A 24,445-nucleotide genomic window follows, 5' to 3' on the forward strand; every position below is an offset into this window, starting at 1 on the left:
TAACGTCGCGTTTCGATTCATTCATCCCACATTTTTTAAAAACAGTTGCATCAACCTGTAGGAATTTTATGTCAGTAAAAGAAATCAGCGTCAATGGTCGTAGCTACCAATGGATGCAACAACCAGTAGTGATCGTTTGCATAGACGGTTGCGAGCAGGAGTACATCAATCAAGCAATACAAGCGGGGGTTGCACCTTTTTTTAAAAAAATGGGTGAACAAGGCACCGTATTGACGGGCGATTGCGTAGTACCAAGCTTTACCAATCCGAATAACCTGTCAATCGTGACCGGGGTTCCTCCTTCAGTGCACGGCATCTGCGGCAACTATTTCCTGGATACTGAAACGAATACTGAAGTCATGATGAATGATGCCAAGTATTTGCGCGCAGAAACGGTATTATCAGCGTTCTCCAAAGCTGGCGCTAAATTAGCTGTGGTCACTGCCAAAGATAAATTGCGTAGTTTGCTCGGTCACCACATGCAAGGTATTTGCTTCTCTGCTGAAAAAGCTGATCAGGCGACGCTCTCAGAAAATGGCATCGAAAACGTACTCGAATTAGTCGGCATGAGCTTGCCATCTGTGTACAGCGCCGAATTATCAGAATTCGTCTTTGCGGCAGGTGTCAAATTATTAGAAAAAGAGCGCCCTGACCTGATGTATTTATCCACCACTGATTACATCCAGCATAAGTATGCGCCGGGCACACCAGGCGCCAATGCGTTTTACACGATGATGGATCACTATCTGAGTCTACTTGACAGTCTTGGCGCAGTCATTGCGGTGACAGCTGATCACGGCATGAATGCCAAGACAGATGCTTGTGGAAACGCGAATGTCATTTATCTGCAAGATCAAATGGATACGCACTTTGGCACTGGTAGCACACGCGTCATTTTGCCGATTACCGATCCTTATGTGGTGCATCATGGCGCGCTTGGTTCGTATGCCACGATTTACATTAATGACCAATCTCAGGCTGATCATATTTTGCAGCATCTGCATCGCATGCAAGATTTAGAAGCCGTATTGACACGCGCTGAGGCCAGTGCACTTTTTGAGTTGCCAGCAGATCGCATCGGCGATCTGGTAGTGGTCAGCCAACGTCTCGTCGTTTTAGGTACCAGCCGTCACCGTCATGACTTGTCCGAACTCAAACTCCCATTGCGCTCACATGGCGGCATTTCTGAGCAAGCCGTACCAGTGATGTTGAATCGCAAAACCAAGGCGCTCCCCGACAATCACCGTTTGCGTAATTTTGACGTTTTGCATCTGGCTCTGAATTTGATTCAGAACGCGTAACACATTCACACACCAGGCCTGAAATGCCTGGTGTTTTCATTTTCCCGGAGAGTAGTGTGAAGTTAATTCAAGATTTTAAGGCGCTCTTAGCCGTAAACAAAAGTGGATCGCCAGCATTGGCCTTACATCAACCTATGCGCATGGCTGGAAAACTGGTCGATAACGACAGACGTATCGAGGTTTACAACCCCTACACCAATGCCTTATTAGGAACCATTGCCAAAGCGACGGTAGAAGATGTACGCAGCGTATTTCATCAGGCAAAAACCTATCAATCCACACTAACACGCTATCAACGCAATCAAATTTTGCTGCGCGCCAGTCAGTTACTGCGCGAAAACGCTGAGGTCATTTCCGATTTAATCACAGCCGAATCCGGTCTCTGCAAAAAAGATACGATGTACGAGGTAGGACGCGCCTGCGATGTGTTCTTGTTTGCGGCGAACCAAACGCTGGTCGATGATGGTCAGGTGTTTTCCTGTGATCTGACACCACATGGTAAACAACGTAAAGTATTTACTTTGCGTGAGCCCTTACTGGGCGCGATATCTGCAATTACGCCATTCAATCATCCATTAAATCAAGTGGCGCATAAAGTCGCACCATCGATTGCGACCAATAATCGCATGGTGTTAAAGCCGTCTGAAAAGACACCATTTTCTGCGCTCTTACTCGCTGATATCTTATATGAAGCAGGTTTGCCGCCAGAGATGTTTTCTGTCATCACTGGCGACCCGCGTGAAATCGCCGATGAGATGTTGACCAATGCCGATATGGATCTGGCGACCTTTACCGGTGGTGTACAAATCGGTAAATACATCGCTGGCAAAGCCGTCTACAAACGTCAGGTACTGGAATTAGGTGGCAATGACCCTTTAATCGTCATGGAAGATGCCGATCTGGAAGAAGCGGCAACACTGGCGGTATCGGGTTCTTATAAAAATTCCGGCCAACGCTGCACTGCAGTCAAGCGCATGATCGTGCATGAAGCGGTCGCCGATGAGTTTGTCCGCTTGCTCACAGAAAAAACAAAGGCGATCAAATACGGCAACCCGATGGATAGCAACACAGACATGGGTACGGTGATTGATGAAGCGGCAGCAATCAGTTTTGAACAAAAGGTAAATGATGCGATTAAGTGTGGGGCACAACTCATTGTTGGCAACATCCGCGAAGGCACATTGTACTCACCGACGGTCTTAGATCACGTACCTTACGATTGCACTTTAGTGGCAGAAGAAACGTTTGGCCCGGTGTCGCCTGTGATCCGTTGCAGAGATATTGACGATGCAATCCGCATTTCTAACTCGACGCCATACGGTTTGTCATCCGCTGTTTGCACCAACCGGCTCGACTACATCACCCGCTTTGTTGCTGAGTTGGAAGTCGGTACCGTGAATGTTCGTGAGGTGCCAGGTTACCGCCTTGAATTGACGCCGTTTGGTGGCATCAAAGATTCTGGCCTTGGTTACAAAGAAGGTGTTTTAGAAGCGATGAAAAGCTTCTGCAATACCAAAACTTACTCTTTGCCGTGGGATGGAAAATGACGCAGGCATCCAACGTCAACATTACCGACATCATCGCGTTATTTGAACGTCGCGGCGACGAACAATACGATGGCGAACCCGTCACGCAATTACAGCACGCATTGCAATCTGCGGCGCTAGCAGAAGAAGCTGGCGCCAGCGATGAATTAATCGTTGCTGCCTTATTACACGACATTGGGCATTTATTGCACGATATCGGCCCTACGCCCACCAGCTTTGGCAAGGACGATGTACACCAATACCGTTGTTTGCCCTACATGCGCTTTTTGTTTGGTGACGCGGTTCTGGAACCAATTAAATTACACGTCGACGCCAAGCGTTATTTATGCGCCGTGGAACCTGCCTATTATGACAGTTTATCTGCAGACTCTAAGCGCAGCCTGGCTTTGCAAGGCGGCGTTTTCAATCCAGAACAAGCGGATGAGTTTATCAACCGAGCATTTGCAGCAGATGCAATCGCACTTCGCCGCTGGGACGATGCCGCAAAATCTGCGACAAAGCAAACTCCGGATTTTATCTACTTCGCCAGGCACATGAAAAATGCTGAACTGATTCACCGTCAATCTGACGCACATCGACAAACGGCCTGAAATAAAGAACTAAAGAACTAAAGAAATAAAGAGAAGAATAAATCTCATGCGACCATTCTGGATAGAACAAGCCTTAATGCAGGACGGGGAACTCGCTCCCGCCTTACAAGGAAAGCATACTAGCGACATTTGCATCATCGGTGGCGGCTTTACTGGTTTGTGGACAGCCATTCAAACCAAGCAACAAAATCCCGCTCTCAGCATTAGCATACTGGAGCAAGACTTATGCGGCGCAGGCGCCAGCGGCCGCAATGGGGGCTGCGTGCTCACCTGGTCAGCGAAATTTTTTACATTACTTCGCTTGTTTGGTGAAGCGGAAGCTGTACGTCTGGTGAAAGCATCGGAAGATGCAGTCCAACACATTGCCGATTTCTGCCGAGACCAAGGCATCAATGCAGATTTACGCATGGACGGTACGCTCTACACGGCAACAAATGCTGCGCAAGCAGGTAGCATGGATGCGGTGATGCAGGCGTTGAATAGCGTTGGACTAGATTCATATCGCCATTTACCGCCAGAAGAAGTCGGCAAACGCAGCGGTTCGAGATTGAATATACAAGGTGTTTTTTCGCCTTACGCCGCCACAGTGGACCCAGGCAAACTGGTTCGTGGATTGCGCAAAGTGGCGCTTAATATGGGTATCGCCATTTTTGAGCGCACACCGATGACGAGCTTCACACCGGGTTCTACGGTGACTATCCAGACACCTGCTGGTGTCATGCAAGCCGGAAAAATGGTGCTGGCAATGAACGCCTGGATGGCGAGCTTTTTCCCGCAATTTGAGCGCAGTATCGCGGTGGTGTCGAGCGACATGATCATTACCGAGAAATGTCCTGAGCTGTTAAAACAAATAGGCCTGACGGATGGCATTTCTGTGCTCGACTCGCGAACCTTTGTCTACTACTACCGAAATACGAGCGACGGACGTTTGATGCTCGGCAAAGGTGGCAATACCTTTGCATGGCGCAATCAGATTGCTCCTGCATTTGATCGTCCTTCTGTTTATCAAGATCAATTGACGCAGAGCCTGCATCGCTTCTTCCCGGCATTACAAGATGTGCCCGTGGCGGCAAGCTGGAATGGCCCCTCTGACCGCTCCGCGACTGGATTTCCATTTTTTGGCAAACTCCATGGTGCCGAGAATATTTTTTACGGTTTTGGCTATTCAGGTAATGGTGTAGGCCCCAGCTATATGGGCGGGCAGATTTTGTCTTCACTCCTGCTGGAGCAAGACAACGCCTGGACCCGCAGCCCATTGGTCAAAGGGCCGCTGGACCACTTCCCACCTGAACCTATACGCTACATCGGAGCCCACGTCGTACGTAATGCGATTCGGCGTAAGGAGCAAGCAGAAGACGACAATCGCCAGCCTTGGATGATCGATAAATTACTAAGTCGCTTTGCCAATGCGGCAGGGAAAGCGGATAAGGGGTGAGGTTTTTGAAGTTATGGAGGGGGGGCAACCCGTGCGGCTCGCACGGCATATTGATTCGTCGGGTTGCGCGTCTTACGAATCGATCGTGATCGTTGCAATATCGATTTTGCCCGTCACCGCTTTATACAAAGCAATTTGTGCTTCACAGAAAATGGAAAAGAAAGCGTCGCTGTCTGAGCGTAGCGAGTTTCGACGCTTTCCCATTTTTTGTGATGCACAAATTGTGCCGACACGCAGTGACGGCACCCGCAGGGCAAAGTCTCAGCGTCGCCTTTCTTTTGCTTACTTTGCTTTGGCGAAGCAAAGAAAAGTAAGTGGCTGCCGGGCCACCCCGGCTTGTTTCTACGAAGGGCAATCAATTTGTATCGAAGTTGACATGCTCATCGTGATTTGCGGGTTACACTCCCCCTAAAAAAATCACGACGAATACTCCCCTCTAACGCAAATGCAAGAGTGGTCTGCCCCGAACTTACGAAATTACTTCGCTTCCCCACTCAACATCATATTTTTAATCATCCCCACCGGAGCACTGCCATAGCTCAAGAACTGCTCATGGAATTGCTTCAGCTTGAACTTATCACCCTGCTGTTTCTTGAGCTGCTCACGCAAATCAAGGATTTCACTAAATCCGCTGAAATAGCTCGCCAATTGCACCGATGAATATTGCACACGCTGCCATTTGCCATCAGCCTCGGCCTGCGTCTGGAAAGCCTGATTAATTAACAAATCTTTGGCTTCGGCTTCGCTCATCCCCAACACATGCACGCTGTAATCGAGGATGGTATTGCAGACGGTACGCAAGTTCCATTTGTAATACATCAACCACATTTCTGGTGAATTTTCACCGTAGCCAGATTCCAGCATCATGCGTTCACTATAGACCGCCCAGCCTTCGATCATGGCGCCATTACCAAACAAAGTTTTGATCACAGAAGGTGATTGATTGGCGTGTTGTAATTGTGTGTAGTGACCTGGAATCGCTTCATGGATACATAAAATCTGCAATACCCAGTGATTATATTCACGCAACGTACTTTCTATTTTTTCTGCTGACTGTCCATCAAATGGCGTCACATTAAAATAGGTGTTGTCGTGCGGACGGAAAATGCCCGGTGCTTCAATTGAGGCAATGGTAACGCCGCGTTCGTATTCTGGTGTTTCACGAACGATCAATGGCTTCTTGGTATCAAGCGCTAACAGGTCGTGATCTTTGATCCATTTTTCCAACACCGGTAATTGCTGGCGGATCGCCGGAAATAGGTCTTCACCTTTGATATGTTGTTCCGATAATTTCGCAATCACCATCGCAATTTTTTTAGCACGATCTTCTGGCTTAGGCTGATCTCCCATGGTTTTAGACCACAGCTGATCGGCCAGTTTCTCCATATTGCGATGGGCTTCATCTTTTGCGGCCAATGCGCGTTGATAAGTTTGCTCCGCAGTCAGAGAGGAACGGATATCGGCTTTGAATTTTCCTTCATATAAATCTTTGCCGATACGGAAAGAACGCGCGGTTTCTGGTGTCAGATTTTTTGCAGTATCGGTTAAAAATGCGACGTAATCATTCACGGCATCACGAGCATTTTTCAAACCGGAACTCAAGGCTTGCTGTTCACGAGACGTCAATTTTTCTTTGGCGGCATCCTTCTCTAACTCAGCTAAAACCGAGATTGCACCAGCACTTTGGCGTATCGCCAATTGCGTGTGTTCCATCGTTGGTGCATGAATACTCGCTTTTGCCGCTGCATAGAATGCTGGAACACCTTGCAAACGCAGTATGGCAATTTTGACGCGCTTAGATTTAGGCGCAAAATCGGTATTCAGAATGGCATCAAAACCACCGGCAATATTGTGCTGAGTAGGATTCCACTCGAACTCGCGGAACTGAGTCAGGTACCAACGAGTGCCATCGAGGTAGTTACGCATCAGTACCAGATCAGTTTGTTCATTGACAGGCAATGACTTTACATCCACTTTATCCAGGCGGGTTAACCAACGATCAGCAAATGCCAGATATTGATCGCGACCAGCCTGATCAGGGATAACCAGACGAGCTGCATCGATATACTTACCCGCTGCCATTGCCATGTCAGGATCTTGCTTCCACAGTGCATTCAAAAATTCTTGCTTTATTGCCACAAAAGCTTTTGCTTCTTTTGTAGTTGACGCTGACGTTAACACTGACGCATCTGGTTTCGCGGCGCTTTGAGCAAAACTCACAGGTGCACTCAATGAAGAAGAAATCAAAACAGCGATGGCTGCACGATGGAAATGTTTTTGCATGGTTGTCCAGAAATTGTGGGATGCCTGATTAAAAAACTTGTCGGAACAGAGTACAAATGAATGTCGAGTGGGAGCCTAACATATGCTCAAAAAGAGCAAAATCCCTTTAGGTATAAACAATTTATTATTCGGTAATACGGGCAGATTTTTGTCAAAGTCGTGCTATATCGGTAAAATTCCGGCGATTTCTTTGTTACACTCCGTGCTTAATGAAGAACATCACCCAACTCGCCACACAAATACGGCGACTACCATAAGAAAATCATGAATTCCCCCTCCCCGCAATTGCACTGGATAGAAAACGACGAAGCCCGCTCATGCCGCTGGCATGCCGAAAACGGTGCACCACCACCAAAGCGGGTGCAGATCGCGGATGACAGGATGAATACGGAAACAGCCTACAAACTAGCGTGTGAAGGAACTGCCTTGCTATGGCGTGGCGATTTTCATAACGGCAAGCAATTATTGCAATCGCTGGCACGCCGTATTGATAAAAAACCTGCTAACAAGAAAGCCAAAGTGCCGACTAGCGCCAGCGAGGCGTTTCACTTGCACCGGCAAGCACAATCACAGCGCGCCCGCGTACTGGCGATGTTGCTGATTCCATTTGAAGCCGATTACAGTATTTCTTTACGCCGTGCACCGGACGTCAAACTCGCCTGCGCTGAAGTGTATGGCGAGCCCAAAGATGCGTTCGTAGCGTCTTTGCGTGAGTTGTTGGGTTTGATTGGTGCGCATGAGTGGCGTAAAAATGGCGTGACGATTAAAGCACTGGATGCAAAAATTCATCCTTATTACGGCGTGTTTTCACCGGTGCGAGGTGAATATATAGATTTGCTCGCAAAAGCACCCTTGCCTTCGACTGAGCTTGCTTTTGATATCGGCGTTGGTACTGGTGTTTTGTCAGCCGTACTGGCGAAGCGTGGTGTCAAAAAAATTATCGCCACAGATCAAGACCTGCGCGCGCTTTCCTGCGCCAAAGAGAATTTAGACAATCTCGGCTATAGCGAACAAGTTACTTTGCAGGAAGCTGACCTATTTCCAGCAGGTCGCGCTCCATTGGTCGTATGTAACCCGCCATGGGTGCCTGCGCGTCCCAACTCACCGATAGAATATGCGGTGTATGACCCCGATAGTCATATGTTGAAAAGCTTTTTAGCTGGCGTTGCTGACCATATGGAACCACATGGCGAAGCCTGGCTGATCATGTCCGATTTCGCTCAGCATTTAGGCTTACGCACTGCAGAAGAGTTTTTCAGCTGGATCGATGCCGGTGGTCTGACCGTCGTTGGCAAACTGGACATTAAACCGCAGCATCCAAAATCGACCGATGCGACAGACCCCTTGCATGCAGCGCGGGTCAAAGAAGTGACTTCACTCTGGCGTCTAAAACTGAAGTAATGCTTTAAAATTGAGCCTTATTGAACCTTATTGAGCCTTATTGAGCCTTACTGACTGGCGCAGTCAATCTACTCTGCGCCAGCTATTTTTATTTTGAATTGATTTACCATGAACAAACCAGCCCGTATCCTGACTTTTAAATGCAAAAAATGCAGTAAATCCGTCCAGGTGTTTTTGCAAAAAGTGTCCGCCTGCTCACATATTCAACCCTACCAAGGCATTTGCACCTGTGGCGAAGTGATGAAACATGCCACCGGCAATAAAGACGCGGTAGAGTCGTGTCTGAGTTCTGATAGCGTCACCTGGTCTCACCATCACTGATGGTTGATATTACTGCTAAATTTTCGACATTCTTTTGTAAATTCAACACTTAATATCGCTTTTTCGTTGCTAAAAATCAGGGCAAAGGCGAATGAGGCCTTCATAAACCCATCGATCTAAACCCATCGATCACAGTCTCATTTGCGGCGATATCCACACGGATATGCGCACACCAGGGATGAGAATGCGGTTTTTAAAGCCGAATTGCAGCCCAAACGGGGCTATTCAGAGCGAAAGCATTTATAATCTACCGCTTTGCAGCAGTTTTCTGGAAACAATGAAGGTATTTCGCGGACTCCCCAATGCAGCCTCCCGTGCCCCCTGTGCACTGGCGATAGGCAATTTTGACGGTGTACATCTGGGGCACCAGACTTTGCTCGCCCATTTACGCGCAGCAGCGGACCGTCTGGGGTTGGAATCGGCGGTGATGACCTTCGAGCCGCATCCACGTGCTTTTTTTGCAAAACTGGCTGGTAACCTCGCATTAGCACCAACCCGCATCGCCAATCTGCGTGATAATTTGTCATCTTTAAGAAAAGCCGGTGTTGATCGGGTGATCGTCGAGCATTTCAACGCGCATTTCGCTTCTTTGACACCGCAAGAATTCATCCAACAAGTGTTGGTCGATGGCTTGCATGTGAAATGGCTGATGATTGGCGAAGATTTTTGCTTTGGCGCCAAACGTGCTGGCAATATCAAAACCCTGGAAGAAGCTGGGAAACAATACGGCTTTGAAGTAGTTACCTTGCCTGCAGTACAAAACAAAGGCGTCAGAATTTCTTCGTCTGCCGTGCGTGCTGCATTGGCTGCTGGTGATTTTAGCGAAGCGAATGACTTACTTGGCCACCCTTACCGGATTTCCGGGCATGTGGTTCATGGCCAAAAGCTGGGACGCACAATAGGTTTTCCTACGCTCAATTTGCGCATTGCACATCATCGCCCTGCGTTGACGGGTATTTTCATCGTGCAAGTACATGGATTGTCTGACCAGCCTCTGCCAGCAGTCGCCAGTCTGGGCGTACGCCCTACCGTCGATGATAGCGGACGCGTGTTGCTGGAAACCCATGTCTTTGACTATCAAGGCAATGCCTATGGCAAAGTCGTGCAAATCGAGTTCTTAAAGAAATTGCGCGATGAAGAAAAATACAGCGATCTGGCGACCCTAACAGCAGCGATCGATAACGATGCCGCACAAGCGCGTGCTTATTTCGCGGCGACCGCCCGCATTCCGGCCAGCAACGCCACCGACCGAATTTGAAGAAACACACTGCGGTTTCTTCTCCCTCTATTTTTTAAAGAAAATTCATCATGTCTGAAAATAAAACAGCCAAAGCTGCGAACAAATACCCGGTCAATATGACCGAAACACCTTTCCCTATGCGTGGCGATCTGGCTAAACGTGAGCCAAAATGGGTCAAAGAATGGCAAGAAAAAAATATCTACCAACGTATTCGCAAAGCCAGTGCTGGCCGTCCAAAATTTATTCTGCACGACGGCCCACCGTACGCCAATGGTGATATCCACATCGGCCACGCAGTGAACAAGATTTTAAAAGACATGATCATCAAAGCACGCAGCATGGCTGGCTTTGACGCACCGTACGTACCAGGCTGGGATTGCCACGGTATGCCGATCGAGATCCAGATCGAAAAACTGTTCGGTAAAAATCTGCCAGTCAATGAAGTGCAGTCCAAAGCACGTGCGTATGCCGAAGAACAGATCCTCCGTCAAAAAGCTGACTTCATCCGTCTGGGTGTATTGGGTGAATGGGACAATCCATATAAAACCATGAACTTCAGCAATGAAGCGGATGAATTACGCGCACTCGGTCAATTGCTGGAAAAAGGTTATGTGTATCGCGGTTTAAAACCAGTCAACTGGTGTTTTGACTGCGGCTCCGCCTTGGCGGAAGCGGAAGTTGAATACGAAAACAAACGTGATCCATCGATCGACGTGGGTTTTCCATTTGCTGAACACGACAAGCTGGCAGCAGCATTCAAATTAGACAAACTGCCGCATGACAAGGGTTTCTGCGTGATCTGGACCACGACACCGTGGACTATCCCGTCGAACCAGGCGTTGAACATGCATCCCGAAATCACCTATGCGCTGGTAGAAACCACGCGTGATGGCGCGCCTTTGTTGTTGATCATGGCGCAAGATCTGGTTGAAAGCAGCCTGACGAAATATGAACTCGAAGGCAAAGTCATTGCGACCTGCCTCGGCGCGGCTTTATCTGAAATCAAATTCAAACATCCTTTTGCAGCATTGGATGCGGGCTACGATCGTTTTTCTCCGGTCTACATGGGCGACTACGTGACGCTCGACAGCGGTACCGGCGTCGTTCACTCGGCACCAGCCTACGGTATCGAAGATTTCCAATCATGCAAAGCGCATGGTATGAAAGACGATGACATCATCGCGCCAGTGATGGGTGATGGTAAGTTTGCGTCTACACTGCCTTTCTTCGCCGGCATGACAATCTGGGAAGCATCCAAGCCAATTTGCGATAAATTACGCGAAGCGGGTGCCTTATTCTCATTGAAAATGTTTGACCACAGCTACATGCACTGCTGGCGTCATAAAACACCGATCATCTATCGCGCGACATCACAATGGTTCGCGAGTATGGACAACATCCCTAACGATGGGGCAACCAGCTTGCGTGAAACTGCGCTCAAAGCGATTGATGAAACTGCCTTCTTCCCAAGCTGGGGTAAAGCGCGCTTGCACGGCATGATCGCGAATCGTCCTGACTGGACTTTGTCGCGTCAGCGTCAATGGGGTGTACCGATGGCCTTCTTCTTACATAAAGAAACCGGCCAATTACATCCACGCACACCAGAATTGCTGGAAATCATTGCTAAACGTATCGAAGTCGAAGGCATAGAAGCCTGGCATAAAATCGAAGCCGCCGATTTATTAGGCGATGAAGCGCCGATGTATGTCAAAAACCGCGATACGTTGGACGTCTGGTTTGATTCTGGTGTGACGCATAAAACCGTTCTGCGCGGCTCACATAAAGCGCAATCTGCTTACCCGGCCGATCTGTATCTGGAAGGTTCTGACCAACATCGCGGCTGGTTCCATTCGTCATTGCTGACCGCATCGATGTTGGACGGTCATGCGCCTTACAAAGCGTTGCTGACACACGGTTTTGTGGTCGATGGCGAAGGCAAGAAAATGTCCAAATCCAAGGGCAATGTCGTCGCGCCGCAAAAGATTTCTGACACATTGGGCGCTGACATCCTGCGCTTGTGGGTTGCCTCTACGGATTACTCCGGCGAATTGTCGATCTCGGATGAAATTCTGAAACGAGTGACGGAATCGTATCGTCGTATCCGTAACACCTTGCGTTTCTTGTTAGCAAACACCTCTGATTTCGATATCAACAAAGATGCGGTGGCGATTGCGGACATGCTGGAAATTGATCGCTATGCGATCGCTAGCATGGCAGTTCTGCAATCCGAAGTACTTGCTCACTACCAACAGTTTGAATTTCATCCTGTGGTCAGCAAGCTGCAATCGTATTGCTCCGAAGATCTTGGTGGCTTTTACCTCGATATTCTGAAAGATCGTTTGTACACCAGCGGTACCACGTCAGCAGCACGCCGCTCCGCACAAACAGCGATCTGGCATATCACTCAGGCATTGTTGCGCCTGATGGCACCAATGTTGTCGTTCACTGCCGAAGAAGCATGGCAATTCTTTGCCACTGCTGAAGCATACAGCGCCAGCGATGAAACCATCTTCACGCAAACTTACTATGCGTTGCCTGAGATTGAAGCAAGTACAGCACTGCTGGAAAAATTCGCGGCCTTGCGCGCCGTCCGTAACGACGTGACCAAGCAATTGGAAGAAGTACGCGTTGCTGGTGGCATTGGTTCATCCCTGCAAGCCGAAGTAGTGATCAAAGCAAGTGGCGCTAAGTTTGATGTATTGAACAGCTTTGCCGATGATCTGAAATTCGCTTTGATTACATCGGCGGCAAACGTTGAACAAGTCGCCGATGAGGCAGCAGAAACGGTTGTTGTTACGCCGTCTAAGTACGAAAAATGCGAACGTTGCTGGCATTATCGTGCCGACGTCGGTAGCCACGCAGACCATAGCGGTTTGTGCGGACGTTGCGTCAGCAATCTGTTTGGTGCTGGCGAAACACGCCGCTTTGCCTGATTGTTTTAGATTTATCTGGTAAGCCCCAAATTGTCATCTGAGAAAAGACCGGACTCCAGCCCGGTCTTTTCTATTAATGATACGATCAAAGCAAATAGCACAAGTGCAAGTACACGCAAAAGCACATTTAGCGATTCACCTCTTTTTAATTAAAACTCATGGCAACTAAAAAACGTTCTAATTTTTCAGCAGGCTCTAACTCTTCACGCTCCTCCGGGTCGTCCGGTTCTTCATTAATTCCATGGCTGGGTCTGGCAGCGATTGTGATTTTGCTCGATCAAGTCAGTAAAATCACCATCACCAAATTATTCGCCTATGCTGAGTCCATGAGCGTGACTTCGTTTTTTAATCTGGTGTTGGTATATAACAAAGGCGCGGCATTTAGTTTTCTGGCGGCGGAATCTGGATGGCAGCGTTATGTATTCACGGCCCTTGGTTTAATTGCTTCAGCGTACATCATTTTTTTATTGAGCCGCCATAGCAGCCAGAAGTTGTTTTGCTGGGCATTAACATTGATTATGGGCGGTGCTTTGGGTAATGTGATTGACCGTTTGATGTATGGTCATGTGATTGATTTTCTGGATTTCCATTATCAGGACATCTATCACTTCCCGGCCTTTAATCTGGCCGATAGTGCGATTTGCCTGGGCGCAGGTTTATTCATTCTCGATGAACTACGCCGCGTCAAAAAATAAGGAGTCAGCATCATGAGTCTGCGTCTGGCTGGTAAAACAATCGTTCTCGGCCTCACTGGCGGCGTCGCCTGCTATAAGGTCGCCGAACTGACCCGCGCGTTAGGCAAAGCCGGTGCGTCGGTGCAAGTAGTGATGACCAATGCGGCAACGCAATTCATTACGCCGGTCACCATGCAGGCTTTGTCCGGTAATACGGTCTACACCGATCAATGGGATGCGCGTATCCACAACAACATGCCGCACATCGATCTGACGCGTGATGCCGATGCAATTGTGATCGCACCGTGCAGTACCGACTTCATGTTCAAACTTGCGCATGGCGCATGTGATGACTTGCTCTCTACTTTATGTGTTGCACGTCCAGCCCATGTCCCTTTGCTTATTGCACCAGCGATGAATGTAGAAATGTGGCAAAACCCCGCCACCCAACGTAACGTCGCCCAAATCAAAGCAGATGGCATACAGGTGATGGGCCCAGGCTCAGGCGATCAGGCTTGTGGTGAAACTGGTATGGGACGCATGTTAGAGCCGGAGCAATTACTCACTGAGATCATTGCATCGTTTCAACCCAAATCTCTGGCAGGTAAGCACTTGCTAATTACGGCCGGACCGACCTTTGAACCTATCGATCCGGTACGTGGCATCACCAATTTATCGTCTGGCAAAATGGGCTATGCGATTGCACAAGCGGCATGGGAAGCGGGTGCCAAGGTTACCTTGATATCAGGGCCAACCGCTCTCGCGCAACCGTATGGCGTGCAACGTGTGAACGTGCAAACGGCCCAGCAAATGCATGATGCCGTAATGAGCGCTTTAAAAGCACAAGTGCAGGATGTCTTCATCGCTGTTGCTGCGGTGGCTGACTGGCGCGTCGCGAATGCCAGCGATCAAAAAATTAAAAAGACCAGTGACAGCGACACACCGCACTTAGAATTTGCGCAGAATCCGGATATTCTGGCACTGGTCGCGGCGTTGCCTGATGCGCCGTATTGCGTTGGCTTTGCCGCTGAATCAGAAAATTTATTGCAGTACGGTGCTGCCAAACGCATCAAGAAAAACATTCCATTATTGGTGGGCAATATCGGCCACCATACCTTTGGCAAAGATGACAATGAGCTGATGTTATTCGACGCCCATGGTCACGCTGAATTGGGACGCGCAGACAAGCAAACGCTGGCGACAAAGCTGATGTCTGAACTCGCAATCCGCTTAACAAAATAAAATTTCCTGGCATTGCCAAGCGCAATGCCACATCCATTCCCAAAGCACACTCTGAATAAATATGAAAAAAATCGACCTCAAAATCCTTGATCCACGCATGCAAGACCAATTGCCAGCTTACGGCACACCTGGCAGTGCGGGTCTCGATCTGCGCGCTTGTATCGATGAAGCGATCACTATCAAACCAGGTGAAACCGTTTTAATTCCAACCGGTTTAGCCATCCACATTGGTGATCCGGCATATGCAGCAATGATCTTGCCACGCAGCGGCATGGGCCATAAACACGGCATCGTTTTGGGCAATCTGGTTGGTTTGATCGATTCTGATTACCAGGGCCAATTAATGGTCTCGACCTGGAACCGTAGTCAAAACGATTTTGTCTTAAACCCGATGGAACGTCTGGCGCAGTTAATCATCGTTCCGGTATTGCAAGTCGGTTTCAATATCGTTGAAGAGTTCGGTGACAGCGAACGCGGTGAAGGTGGTTTTGGTAGCACTGGTAAACATTAATCTCTCGCTTTTAGAGATACTCCCCGCATTTTTTTGAAATCTTTACGTCTTTCCAGCGAATGATATAGATACTTAAAAAGTACTCATGGGGAGTATAAAAAATTTGAGCGCTAACACACTGATGATGGGCTGAAAGTAAGATACTGAAACGCCCACTTCGTTTGCTTGATGCACTGCCAAAAAGGTAAAAGCATGGAATTCAGATGGTCCGGACTCCGGCTACAAATGCCGAAATTCAGCACCCAGGACGTGATTGCAGGTCTCTCCATTGCAGGCTTATTGTTACCCGAAGCGGTAGCCTATTCCAGTATCGGCAACTTACCGCCACAGGCTGGCGTACTCGCACTATTTGCGGGTTTGCTCTGCTACGGGTTGCTAGGTAGCAGTCGCTTTGCCATTGTCTCAGCGACCTCCTCTTCTGCTGCCGTGATGGCGGCTGCCACCGCATCGATGGCTAACGGCGATCCACAACATCGCATGGCGCTGGCATTTGGCCTGATCATACTAAGCGGGATCTTCTTTGTTTTGGCCAGCCTCGCAAAGATAGGCAGTGTCTCAGAATTTGTCGCTAAACCCGTTTTACGCGGTTTTGCATTTGCGCTGGCGCTCACGATTACCATCAAACAATTTTCTAAAATCGTCGACGTGCATTCTACGGAAACTAACTTTCTGTATTACGTCGCGGATATCGGTTCACAATTTGCTACCTGGAATATGAACGGCATTCTTGTTGGACTTATCGCGCTGGCGATGTTGTTTAGCTTGGCACGATTTCCGAAAATTCCTGGCGGCTTGATTACGATCGCCTGCGGTATTGCAGCTGGAAAATTTCTGCATCTCGAGCAATATGGCATCCACTTGGTTGGCAGTATGCAATTGCAATTACCCACGCCCGGCCTTCCGCCACTGGCGCATCATGAATGGGCCAGACTGGGTGAGTTAGCACTAGCGATGGTCATGATTTTGTATGCCGAATCGTATAGTTCAATTCGCACCTATGCGTTAAAGCATGGCGACCAGACTTCTGCCAATCGCGACTTGTTTGCATTCGGCATCAGTAATATCGTTTCCGGGCTCTTTCACGGCATGCCTGTTGGGGCTGGCTATTCCGCAACCTCTGCCAATGAAGCGGCGGGGGCACAATCAAAATTAGCGGGCTTGTGCGCCGCTTTAACGGTCTTGGTGATGGTTTGGACCCTGCTCCCCTTAATAGAGCTTATTCCCGAACCGGTATTGGCAGCCATCGTTATTCATGCAGTCTCACACTCTTTAAGTTTGAACGCATTTAAACCATATATGGTCTGGCGTAGGGATGTGATTGTGGTGTTCGTTGCGATTGCTGGCGTGATCATACTCGGCGTGCTGGATGGTTTGTTGACCGCCATCGCACTCAGTATTGCGCTAATGCTACGCCGGATCGCCAACGCCAACGTGACAGTGCTTGGACGCTTGGGGAGCAGCCATGACTTTGTCAGCATGCAAAAACATCCGGAGGCGAAGTCAGTGCCAGGGGTTATCATTTTCCGCCCTGAAACACCGATGTTCTTTGCTAACGCTGAACGTATCACGACAGAAATACGTCATGGCATCGCAGCGGCAGACAACAGCGTCCACAGCTTTGTCGTCAGCCTTGAAGAGTCGTATGACCTCGATAGCTCCAGTCTTCAAGCCTTAGCAGATCTATCGAATCTCATTGCAAGTCAACATCGACAATTATTTTTTGCCAGACTCAAAGATCAGGTACAGGACATCCTCGATGAAGGCGTCGCTATAGGCTTAATGCCCGCGTATTCTTCTGGCATCAGCGTGGATGACACGGTGGCAATGGCAAACAAACCATCCGCCGCAGTGACGACCTGATAAAGACGAGGTCAGTCACTACATAAAAGATGAAAAAAATCCCTGTAGAAACTACGGGGATTTTTTATATTACGCTCATTTTCTAGCCTTACGACTACGACCAGCAGATTCTCGTAAGATGGTGTAACTCCATTCATCTTCGTGCTGTCCGGCCTCAATAGCGACCCGAACCCGGAACACATCACTTTCACCTTTGATTCTGCGTCCGATACCGATGTGTTTTTTTGTCACATCCCTTCTATCGTACACATCAACCTCTACCTCTTTCCCCTCCAGAGCAGCAGGCGAAAGCACCGAGTCTATGGTCTTAGGCGTGTATTCCAGTACATACAACGGTAGTATCAGACTAGCCATTTTTCCTCCGCAGCACGAAAACGTTTTGTTTTAACGACGAAATACTCAGACAGCTACTCTCTCTTGAAATGAACTTACTCCACTTCGACAATTTCTTGAGACGCCTCAGGAGGGGCAGCATCACCTTCAGAGAACTCTAACTTAATTAGATCCTTCTCGTCCAGATCAACGATCACGCGACCACCAGAAACCAGCTTACCAAACAACAGTTCATCAGCCAGCGCCTTACGGATCATGTCCTGAATCAGGCGTGCCATAGGACGCGCGCCCATCAATGGATCAAAACCTTTTTTCGCCAGGAATTTACGCAAATTATCGGTAAAGGTAGCTTCAACTTTCTTCTCATGCAACTGTTCTTCCAGTTGCATCAGGAACTTGTCGACCACACGTAAGATAATTTCTTCGTCCAATGGGCGGAAACTGATAATGGCATCCAGACGATTGCGGAATTCAGGCGTGAACATACGCTTAATATCCGCCATTTCGTCGCCGGCTTCCTTACTGTCGTTGAAGCCGATTGATCGTTTCTGCAAGCTTTCTGCACCCGCATTCGTGGTCATAATGATGATCACATTGCGGAAGTCAGATTTACGGCCATTGTTATCGGTCAATGTGCCGTGATCCATCACCTGCAACAAGATGTTAAATACGTCTGGATGGGCTTTTTCAATTTCGTCGAGCAGCAAGACCGCGTGCGGTTTCTTGGTAATCGCTTCGGTCAGCAAACCACCCTGATCAAAACCAACATAACCAGGAGGCGCACCGATCAGACGGCTCACCGCATGGCGTTCCATGTATTCGGACATATCGAAGCGAATCAACTCGATACCCAAGGTAAAGGCGAGCTGTTTGGCGACTTCTGTCTTACCAACACCGGTCGGACCTGAGAACAGGAAGGAGCCGATAGGCTTGTCCGTTTTACCCAAACCAGCACGTGCCATCTTGATAGCAGACGCCAAAGCATCAATCGCAGGCTCCTGACCAAAGACCACATTTTTGAGGTCGCGATCAATCGTCTGCAACTTGCTGCGATCATCCTGATTAACAGTCTGTGGCGGAATACGCGCAATCTTGGAGATGATGTCTTCGATATCGGCCTTACCAATTGTTTTCTTTTGCTTGGACTTTGGCAAAATACGCTGTGCAGCACCCGCTTCATCAATCACATCAATCGCTTTATCTGGCAAATGACGATCATTGATAAAGCGCGCCGACAACTCTGCAGCGGTCGTCAAGGCAGACGCGGAATACTTCACATTGTGATGCTCTTCAAACTTAGACTTCAAGCCGCGCAAAATTTGCACGGTTTGTTCTACCGTTGGCTCATTCACATCTATTTTCTGGAAACGACGTGACAGAGCATGATCTTTTTCAAACACACCACGGTATTCGGTGTAAGTGGTCGCACCAATACATTTCAATTGTCCGCTGGACAAAGCCGGTTTCAACAGATTCGACGCATCCAGTGTCCCGCCAGAGGCTGAACCAGCACCGATAATGGTGTGGATTTCATCGATGAATAAAATACCGTTAGGCGTATCTTTCAATTGCTTGAGTACACCTTTGAGGCGCAACTCAAAATCACCGCGATATTTGGTACCAGCCAGCAACGCTCCCATATCGAGTGAATATACGACGGCGGTTTGCAAAATTTCAGGCACGTCACCTTCGGTAATACGCAGCGCCAGACCTTCCGCAATCGCGGTTTTACCAACACCCGCTTCACCAACTAACAACGGATTATTTTTACGGCGACGGCATAAAATTTGAATCACGCGCTCCACTTCACTGTCGCGACCAATCAACGGATCGATCTTACCTTCTGCCGCTTGCTTGTTCAGATTTTGGGTAAATTGATCCAGCGGACTTTCTTTGGATTGCACGTCAGCATGACCCTCTTCACCACCCTCAGGCGACTTTTGTGGCTCATTCAGATTGTCTTTACGCACACCATGCGAAATGAAGTTGACCACGTCAAGGCGGGTTACGCCTTGTTGGTGCAGGTAATACACAGCATGCGAATCTTTTTCTCCAAAGATCGCCACGAGAACATTGGCGCCAGTGACTTCCTTCTTACCATTAGAAGAAGACTGTACGTGCATAATCGCACGCTGGATAACCCGCTGGAAGCCAAGCGTAGGCTGGGTATCCACCTCGTTAGTACCAGAAACCGTAGGGGTGTTATCGGTAATAAAATTACCAAGTGTTTTGCGCAAATCATCAATATTTACCGCGCAAGCCCGCATCACCTCTGCTGCCGAGGGATTATCAAGCAATGCGAGCAACAAATGCTCAACAGTGATGAATTCATAACGAGCTTGTCTGGCCTCAACAAAGGCCATGTGCAAACTGACTTCTAATTCTTGCGCAATCATACTTCCTCCATCACACATTGCAGGGGATGTCCTGCCTTACGAGCGTGTGTCAAAACGAGTTCAACTTTAGTCAGTGCAATATCTTTAGAATATACGCCACATACACCTTTACCGTCCCGGTGAACTTTAAGCATGATCTGCATTGCAGTCTCACGGTCTTTGTTAAAGTATTCCTGGACAATCGCGACGACAAACTCCATAGGAGTATAGTCATCGTTTAATAAAATTACCTGGTACATCGATGGTGGCTTAAGCTTTTGCGCCTGCCGCTCCAATATCGTACCGTTTTCATGCTTAGTTCCCATACGTCTATTCTAGTACGTTGATTCAATCCAGAGGCAAATAATAAGCGAATAAAAGCACCTTATTTCATCGCTGGTCAAATGTTACCCTCTTTCAAGACTTTTCACAGATGGTGATCATTTTCGATAGATCAAGCTTTTTGCACAAAGTAGAGCAAAACTATTTTGGAGTGTTAGATTTGAGACAAAATTAAGAAATTAAGTTAAAAATACAACAATACAACAGTGCCCATAAAAAGTTTCTTGACTTTAGTTTTTTTTCCGCCAAGAATGATATTTATTGACATGAATAGTATTTATTCGTCAATAAGAAGGGGGCAAGTTAAGGGAAGGCCAGCATGTCGCTAGTTTTCTTGCTTTTACGGCTCGTGTGATTAGTTTCTATTTGAAAGATGCATTATGGCAACAGGTACCGTCAAGTGGTTCAATGATTCCAAAGGCTTTGGCTTTATCACTCCGGACGACGGTGGTGAGGATTTGTTCGCCCACTTTTCCGCAATCCAAATGAACGGCTTCAAGACTCTGAAAGAAGGTCAAAAAGTGTCGTTCGAAGTCACGCAAGGCCCTAAAGGCAAGCAAGCTTCTAACATTCAAAACCCTTAATATTTGGGTTGTGGTATTTTTAAGAACCCCGCTTCGGCGGGGTTTTTTTATTTGTTCCGCCATGTAGGTCAACTTAGGCCAACTCATAAGCAAAGTCGCCATGGTTTTGCATCAATAACAAGTTGCAGAGTTTTACGATACGTTCATTACAACCAACGCCATCCACTTTAACCTCTCCAGATCAACGCGTACGACATCTCAGTAGAACCTGCGGAACAAATAAAAAAAACCGGCTTACGCCGGTTTTTTATGCAAGTGAAATGAACGCATCCATTTCTACTGAGCACTATTACATATGTTCGATCATCACGTCGCCGAAGCCTGAGCAAGATACTTGTGTAGCACCTTCCATCAAACGCGCAAAATCGTAAGTCACTTTCTTCGCTGTAATCGCCTTTTCTGTTGAAGAGATCAACAAATCAGCAGCTTCAGTCCAGCCCATGTGACGCAACATCATTTCTGCGGACAAGATCAAAGAACCTGGATTCACATAATCTTTACCTGCGTATTTTGGCGCTGTACCGTGCGTTGCTTCGAACATCGCGATAGAGTCAGACAAGTTAGCACCTGGAGCAATACCGATACCACCAACTTGAGCAGCCAATGCATCAGAAATGTAATCGCCATTCAGGTTCAATGTAGCAATAACACTGTACTCTGCTGGACGCAACAAGATTTGCTGCAAGAACGCATCAGCGATGGAATCCTTAACAACGATATCCTTACCTGTTTTTGGATTCTTGAATTTGCACCATGGGCCGCCGTCGATCAATTCTGCGCCGAATTCTTTTTGTGCCAATGCGTATGCCCAGTCACGGAAGCCACCTTCGGTGTACTTCATGATATTGCCTTTGTGAACGATCGTCACGGATGGCTTGTCATTGTCGATTGCGTACTGAATTGCTTTACGTACCAGGCGCTCTGTACCTTCGCGGGATACTGGCTTTACGCCGATACCAGAAGATTCTGGGAAGCGGATTTTCTTCACGCCCATTTCGTCTTGCAGGAACTTGATCAGTTTTTTAACTTGATCGGAACCTTCTGCGAATTCGATACCTGCGTAGATATCTTCAGAATTTTCACGGAAGATAACCATGTCAGTTTTTTCTGGTTCACGTACTGGAGATGGCACGCCTTTGAAATAACGAACTGGACGCAAGCAAACATACAGATCCAACTCTTGACGCAAAGCAACGTTCAGGGAGCGGATACCGCCACCAACCGGTGTTGTCAAAGGACCTTTGATAGAAACAACGTAGTCTTTCAAGACTTTCAGTGTTTCTTCTGGCAACCAGACGTCTGGGCCGTATACTTTTGTTGATTTTTCACCAGCATAGATTTCCATCCAGCTGATTTTACGTTTGCCAGCGTAAGCTTTGGCAACCGCAGCATCCACTACTTTGATCATGACAGGGCTGATATCCACGCCAGTACCATCACCCTCAATAAATGGGATGATAGGATTGTCAGGAACATTCAGCGAGAAATCAGCATTGACGGTAATTTTTTTACCTTCAGCAGGAACTTGAATATGTTGATACATCGTTTTCTCCGTAGTTGGATGAATAAGCAAATTGCGCTATTCTCAAATATGCCTTGCGTGCTAATGCAAACAGCGATGGCGATATTAACACTGTGCTACCCGGTTATGCCTCTGCCTTTTGCATTTCGCAATTAATTTAGCAATTAATTTCGCAATTAATTCTTAGTAATTAAGCCGTATTAACTCTTATATAAGACACAAGACCTTCATTTCGTATTATGCACTAGAATTTTACTAGATGCCATCAGTTTACCAAATTGCGGTTACCATATTGTTATGAAACTGATTTTACTCAACAAGCCCTTTAACGTCATGTGTCAATTTTCCGCCCATCCCAGCAGGGAGACTTTAGCGGATTACCTTGATATTCCTAATATATACCCAGCTGGCCGCCTTGATGCGGATAGTGAGGGATTAATTTTGCTGACCGATGACGGCAAGCTGCAAAACCGTATCAGCCATCCTGATCATAAACAAGCAAAAACCTATTTGGTGCAAGTGGAAGGCACGCCTACGCCAGCCATACTCAAAAAGCTATCAGAACCGCTGGATTTAGGGGACTTTACTACACAAGCCTGCATAGCTAAACATATTCAGACGCCAGATTGGCTCTGGGATCGCAATCCACCGATACGCCAACGCGCCAGCATTCCTACCAGTTGGCTGTGCATAATCTTGTCTGAAGGAAAAAATCGTCAGGTCCGGCGCATGACAGCTGCGGTAGGATTACCTACTTTGCGCCTGATACGCACAGACATTGGCGGTTTCTCACTAGAAAGCCACCCGTTGATGCCAGGCGAATGGCAAGAAGTAGAGGCGCAAAAATAGCGAATCAAGGCGCAAATAAACCCAAAGAAAAATTTCTTAAAAAAACTGTCAACCAATCCGCCCTTGCTTCGTTGTCATGATTGGTTCAATGGAATCGCACTTACCGTACTTCTTAACAATTACTTTTTTGAAGGACTTAAAATGAAAAAATTGATCGCTACCGTAATCGTTGGTTTATTTGCTTCCGCGGCTTTCGCCCAAGCTCCGGCAGCCCCTGCAGCACCTACTGCCGCACCAGCAGCTGACGCGGCTGCACCAGCCAAAAAAGCAAAAAAACACAAAAAACACAAAAAAGAAGCTGCTGACACAGCAGCCTCTTCTGCAGCAACATCAAAATAAGTACTTGTTAAATCAAAAATATGGGCGGGAGCTTTTCCTGCCCTTTTTTTTTACTGTACGATACGGCTTTTAAAATTAAATTCCTACATTGGTTATGACAAAAATCTCCACTATCGCAATGCAATTGCTGGGCGCAACCACTTTGGCCATATTGAGCACGGCCTCACAAGCACAAACGCAAGGAAAATTACCTGTCAAACCGTTGTCAGTAGGAATTTATGTCATCCAGGCAGAATTCGCCACCACGCCTGCAGAGCGTGAACAAGGCTTAATGCTAAGAACAAAAATGGGCAGCAATGAAGGCATGGTTTTCGATTTTGGCGCTCCTGCAGGCGTTTGCATGTGGATGAAAAACACACTAATTCCGTTATCCGTCGCATTTATCGATATAGACGGCCGCATCGTCAACATTGAAGATATGCAGCCAGAAACATTAGATTCCCATTGCGCAAAAAGAACCGTCAACTACGCTTTAGAAATGAATTTAGGCTGGTTTAAACAAAAAAATATCAAACCAGGCATGAAAATTGAAGGCTTGCCACTGAAATAAGAGCACATGCTCCATCATTGGGTACGACGAACCGACCTGAAAAGCACAAGCTTTGGTCGGTCAAGGTATTACAAACAGCACAAGGAATGATTGCGTACTCGCGCGTAACATCGTCTCTTCTGATGGAGAAACAGTAGCACGATCAGAATATCAAAGAGAATATCCTGAACACCCAGAACATCACTAAGACCAACAAAGATGCCAGAAAAGCAA

The 24,445-nt window shown here is 47.7% G+C and carries 22 protein-coding genes; 17 read left to right on the plus strand and 5 right to left on the minus strand.

The annotated features are described in order from the left end of the window. Nucleotides 1–68 precede the first annotated feature (68 nt). The 5 genes from phnA (at nucleotide 69) to ACO0KY_RS10295 (ending at nucleotide 5,285) form a co-directional block, all read left to right on the plus strand. Complete coding sequence (phnA, locus tag ACO0KY_RS10275; RefSeq protein ID WP_423045777.1) at nucleotides 69–1,301, plus strand: phosphonoacetate hydrolase; 1,233 nt, start codon at nucleotides 69–71, stop codon at nucleotides 1,299–1,301. 134 nt (nucleotides 1,302–1,435) lie between these two features. After that, nucleotides 1,436–2,848 carry a phosphonoacetaldehyde dehydrogenase gene (gene phnY, locus ACO0KY_RS10280; RefSeq protein WP_423045916.1) on the plus strand — a complete coding sequence of 471 codons (1,413 nt, stop codon included), beginning with the start codon at nucleotides 1,436–1,438 and terminating at the stop codon, nucleotides 2,846–2,848. Next, nucleotides 2,845–3,438 (plus strand): phosphonate degradation HD-domain oxygenase, encoded by a 594-nt coding sequence (locus tag ACO0KY_RS10285; RefSeq protein WP_423045779.1) that lies wholly within the window; start codon nucleotides 2,845–2,847, stop codon nucleotides 3,436–3,438. The genes phnY and ACO0KY_RS10285 overlap by 4 nt, the downstream gene beginning before the upstream one ends. A 46-nt stretch (nucleotides 3,439–3,484) precedes the next feature. Beyond that, nucleotides 3,485–4,873, plus strand: coding sequence for an FAD-dependent oxidoreductase (locus tag ACO0KY_RS10290; RefSeq protein WP_423045781.1), 1,389 nt, complete (start codon nucleotides 3,485–3,487; stop codon nucleotides 4,871–4,873). An 85-nt stretch (nucleotides 4,874–4,958) separates the two neighbouring features. Continuing rightward, the gene (locus tag ACO0KY_RS10295; RefSeq protein WP_423045783.1) at nucleotides 4,959–5,285 is read left to right on the plus strand and encodes a hypothetical protein; all 327 of its coding nucleotides are present in this window, start codon (nucleotides 4,959–4,961) and stop codon (nucleotides 5,283–5,285) included. Between the two features lie 65 nt (nucleotides 5,286–5,350). Here ACO0KY_RS10295 and ACO0KY_RS10300 read toward each other — a convergent pair whose 3' ends face one another. Continuing rightward, nucleotides 5,351–7,156 (minus strand): DUF885 domain-containing protein, encoded by a 1,806-nt coding sequence (locus ACO0KY_RS10300; RefSeq protein WP_423045785.1) that lies wholly within the window; start codon nucleotides 7,154–7,156, stop codon nucleotides 5,351–5,353. A 264-nt stretch (nucleotides 7,157–7,420) separates the two neighbouring features. Here ACO0KY_RS10300 and ACO0KY_RS10305 point away from each other — a divergent pair, with 264 nt between their 5' ends. From ACO0KY_RS10305 to ACO0KY_RS10340, 8 genes are all read left to right on the plus strand, one after another. After that, nucleotides 7,421–8,557, plus strand: coding sequence for a methyltransferase (locus tag ACO0KY_RS10305; RefSeq protein ID WP_423045787.1), 1,137 nt, complete (start codon nucleotides 7,421–7,423; stop codon nucleotides 8,555–8,557). Nucleotides 8,558–8,665: 108 nt separating this feature from the next. After that, complete coding sequence (locus ACO0KY_RS10310; RefSeq protein WP_423045789.1) at nucleotides 8,666–8,878, plus strand: hypothetical protein; 213 nt, start codon at nucleotides 8,666–8,668, stop codon at nucleotides 8,876–8,878. 277 nt (nucleotides 8,879–9,155) lie between these two features. Further along, nucleotides 9,156–10,136, plus strand: coding sequence for a bifunctional riboflavin kinase/FAD synthetase (locus ACO0KY_RS10315; RefSeq protein WP_423045791.1), 981 nt, complete (start codon nucleotides 9,156–9,158; stop codon nucleotides 10,134–10,136). Nucleotides 10,137–10,186: 50 nt separating this feature from the next. Then, nucleotides 10,187–13,051: an isoleucine--tRNA ligase gene (gene ileS, locus ACO0KY_RS10320; protein WP_423045793.1), complete on the plus strand. Its 2,865-nt coding sequence runs from the start codon at nucleotides 10,187–10,189 to the stop codon at nucleotides 13,049–13,051. Between the two features lie 158 nt (nucleotides 13,052–13,209). Then, the gene (gene lspA / locus ACO0KY_RS10325) at nucleotides 13,210–13,746 is read left to right on the plus strand and encodes a signal peptidase II (protein WP_423045795.1); all 537 of its coding nucleotides are present in this window, start codon (nucleotides 13,210–13,212) and stop codon (nucleotides 13,744–13,746) included. Nucleotides 13,747–13,764: 18 nt separating this feature from the next. Then, on the plus strand, nucleotides 13,765–14,967 hold the full coding sequence (coaBC, locus tag ACO0KY_RS10330) for a bifunctional phosphopantothenoylcysteine decarboxylase/phosphopantothenate--cysteine ligase CoaBC (protein ID WP_423045918.1): 1,203 nt from the start codon (nucleotides 13,765–13,767) through the stop codon (nucleotides 14,965–14,967). 61 nt (nucleotides 14,968–15,028) lie between these two features. Further along, nucleotides 15,029–15,478 carry a dUTP diphosphatase gene (dut, locus tag ACO0KY_RS10335; RefSeq protein ID WP_423045797.1) on the plus strand — a complete coding sequence of 150 codons (450 nt, stop codon included), beginning with the start codon at nucleotides 15,029–15,031 and terminating at the stop codon, nucleotides 15,476–15,478. Between the two features lie 192 nt (nucleotides 15,479–15,670). Further along, nucleotides 15,671–17,338, plus strand: a complete 1,668-nt coding sequence (locus ACO0KY_RS10340) for a SulP family inorganic anion transporter (RefSeq protein WP_423045799.1) — start codon at nucleotides 15,671–15,673, stop codon at nucleotides 17,336–17,338. A 75-nt stretch (nucleotides 17,339–17,413) separates the two neighbouring features. Here ACO0KY_RS10340 and ACO0KY_RS10345 read toward each other — a convergent pair whose 3' ends face one another. The 3 genes from ACO0KY_RS10345 to clpS form a co-directional block, all read right to left on the minus strand. Next, entirely contained in the window at nucleotides 17,414–17,692 is a 279-nt protein-coding gene (locus ACO0KY_RS10345) for a hypothetical protein (RefSeq protein ID WP_186911776.1), read from the minus strand. A gap of 74 nt (nucleotides 17,693–17,766) precedes the next feature. Continuing rightward, entirely contained in the window at nucleotides 17,767–20,067 is a 2,301-nt protein-coding gene (clpA, locus tag ACO0KY_RS10350) for an ATP-dependent Clp protease ATP-binding subunit ClpA (RefSeq protein WP_186911775.1), read from the minus strand. After that, a complete protein-coding gene (gene clpS / locus ACO0KY_RS10355) occupies nucleotides 20,064–20,372 on the minus strand; it encodes an ATP-dependent Clp protease adapter ClpS (RefSeq protein ID WP_186911774.1) in 309 nt (102 codons plus the stop codon). Before clpS ends, clpA begins: the two co-directional genes overlap by 4 nt. A 396-nt stretch (nucleotides 20,373–20,768) precedes the next feature. On the opposite strand from clpS, the gene ACO0KY_RS10360 reads away from it, so the two are divergent. Beyond that, nucleotides 20,769–20,972 (plus strand): cold-shock protein, encoded by a 204-nt coding sequence (locus ACO0KY_RS10360; protein ID WP_110257373.1) that lies wholly within the window; start codon nucleotides 20,769–20,771, stop codon nucleotides 20,970–20,972. A gap of 289 nt (nucleotides 20,973–21,261) precedes the next feature. On the opposite strand, the gene icd is transcribed toward ACO0KY_RS10360, so the two are convergent. Continuing rightward, nucleotides 21,262–22,515, minus strand: coding sequence for an NADP-dependent isocitrate dehydrogenase (icd, locus tag ACO0KY_RS10365; RefSeq protein ID WP_186911773.1), 1,254 nt, complete (start codon nucleotides 22,513–22,515; stop codon nucleotides 21,262–21,264). Between the two features lie 276 nt (nucleotides 22,516–22,791). Between icd and ACO0KY_RS10370 the strand changes: the two genes are divergently transcribed. From ACO0KY_RS10370 to ACO0KY_RS10380, 3 genes are all read left to right on the plus strand, one after another. After that, the gene (locus ACO0KY_RS10370; protein ID WP_423045802.1) at nucleotides 22,792–23,343 is read left to right on the plus strand and encodes a pseudouridine synthase; all 552 of its coding nucleotides are present in this window, start codon (nucleotides 22,792–22,794) and stop codon (nucleotides 23,341–23,343) included. Nucleotides 23,344–23,484: 141 nt separating this feature from the next. Further along, nucleotides 23,485–23,682 (plus strand): hypothetical protein, encoded by a 198-nt coding sequence (locus ACO0KY_RS10375; RefSeq protein WP_423045804.1) that lies wholly within the window; start codon nucleotides 23,485–23,487, stop codon nucleotides 23,680–23,682. A gap of 94 nt (nucleotides 23,683–23,776) precedes the next feature. Beyond that, nucleotides 23,777–24,232 carry a DUF192 domain-containing protein gene (locus tag ACO0KY_RS10380; RefSeq protein ID WP_423045806.1) on the plus strand — a complete coding sequence of 152 codons (456 nt, stop codon included), beginning with the start codon at nucleotides 23,777–23,779 and terminating at the stop codon, nucleotides 24,230–24,232. Nucleotides 24,233–24,445: the final 213 nt, after the last annotated feature.

This window comes from Undibacterium sp. Dicai25W (assembly GCF_049340505.1).
In the GTDB taxonomy this organism is placed as follows: domain Bacteria; phylum Pseudomonadota; class Gammaproteobacteria; order Burkholderiales; family Burkholderiaceae_D; genus Undibacterium; species Undibacterium jejuense.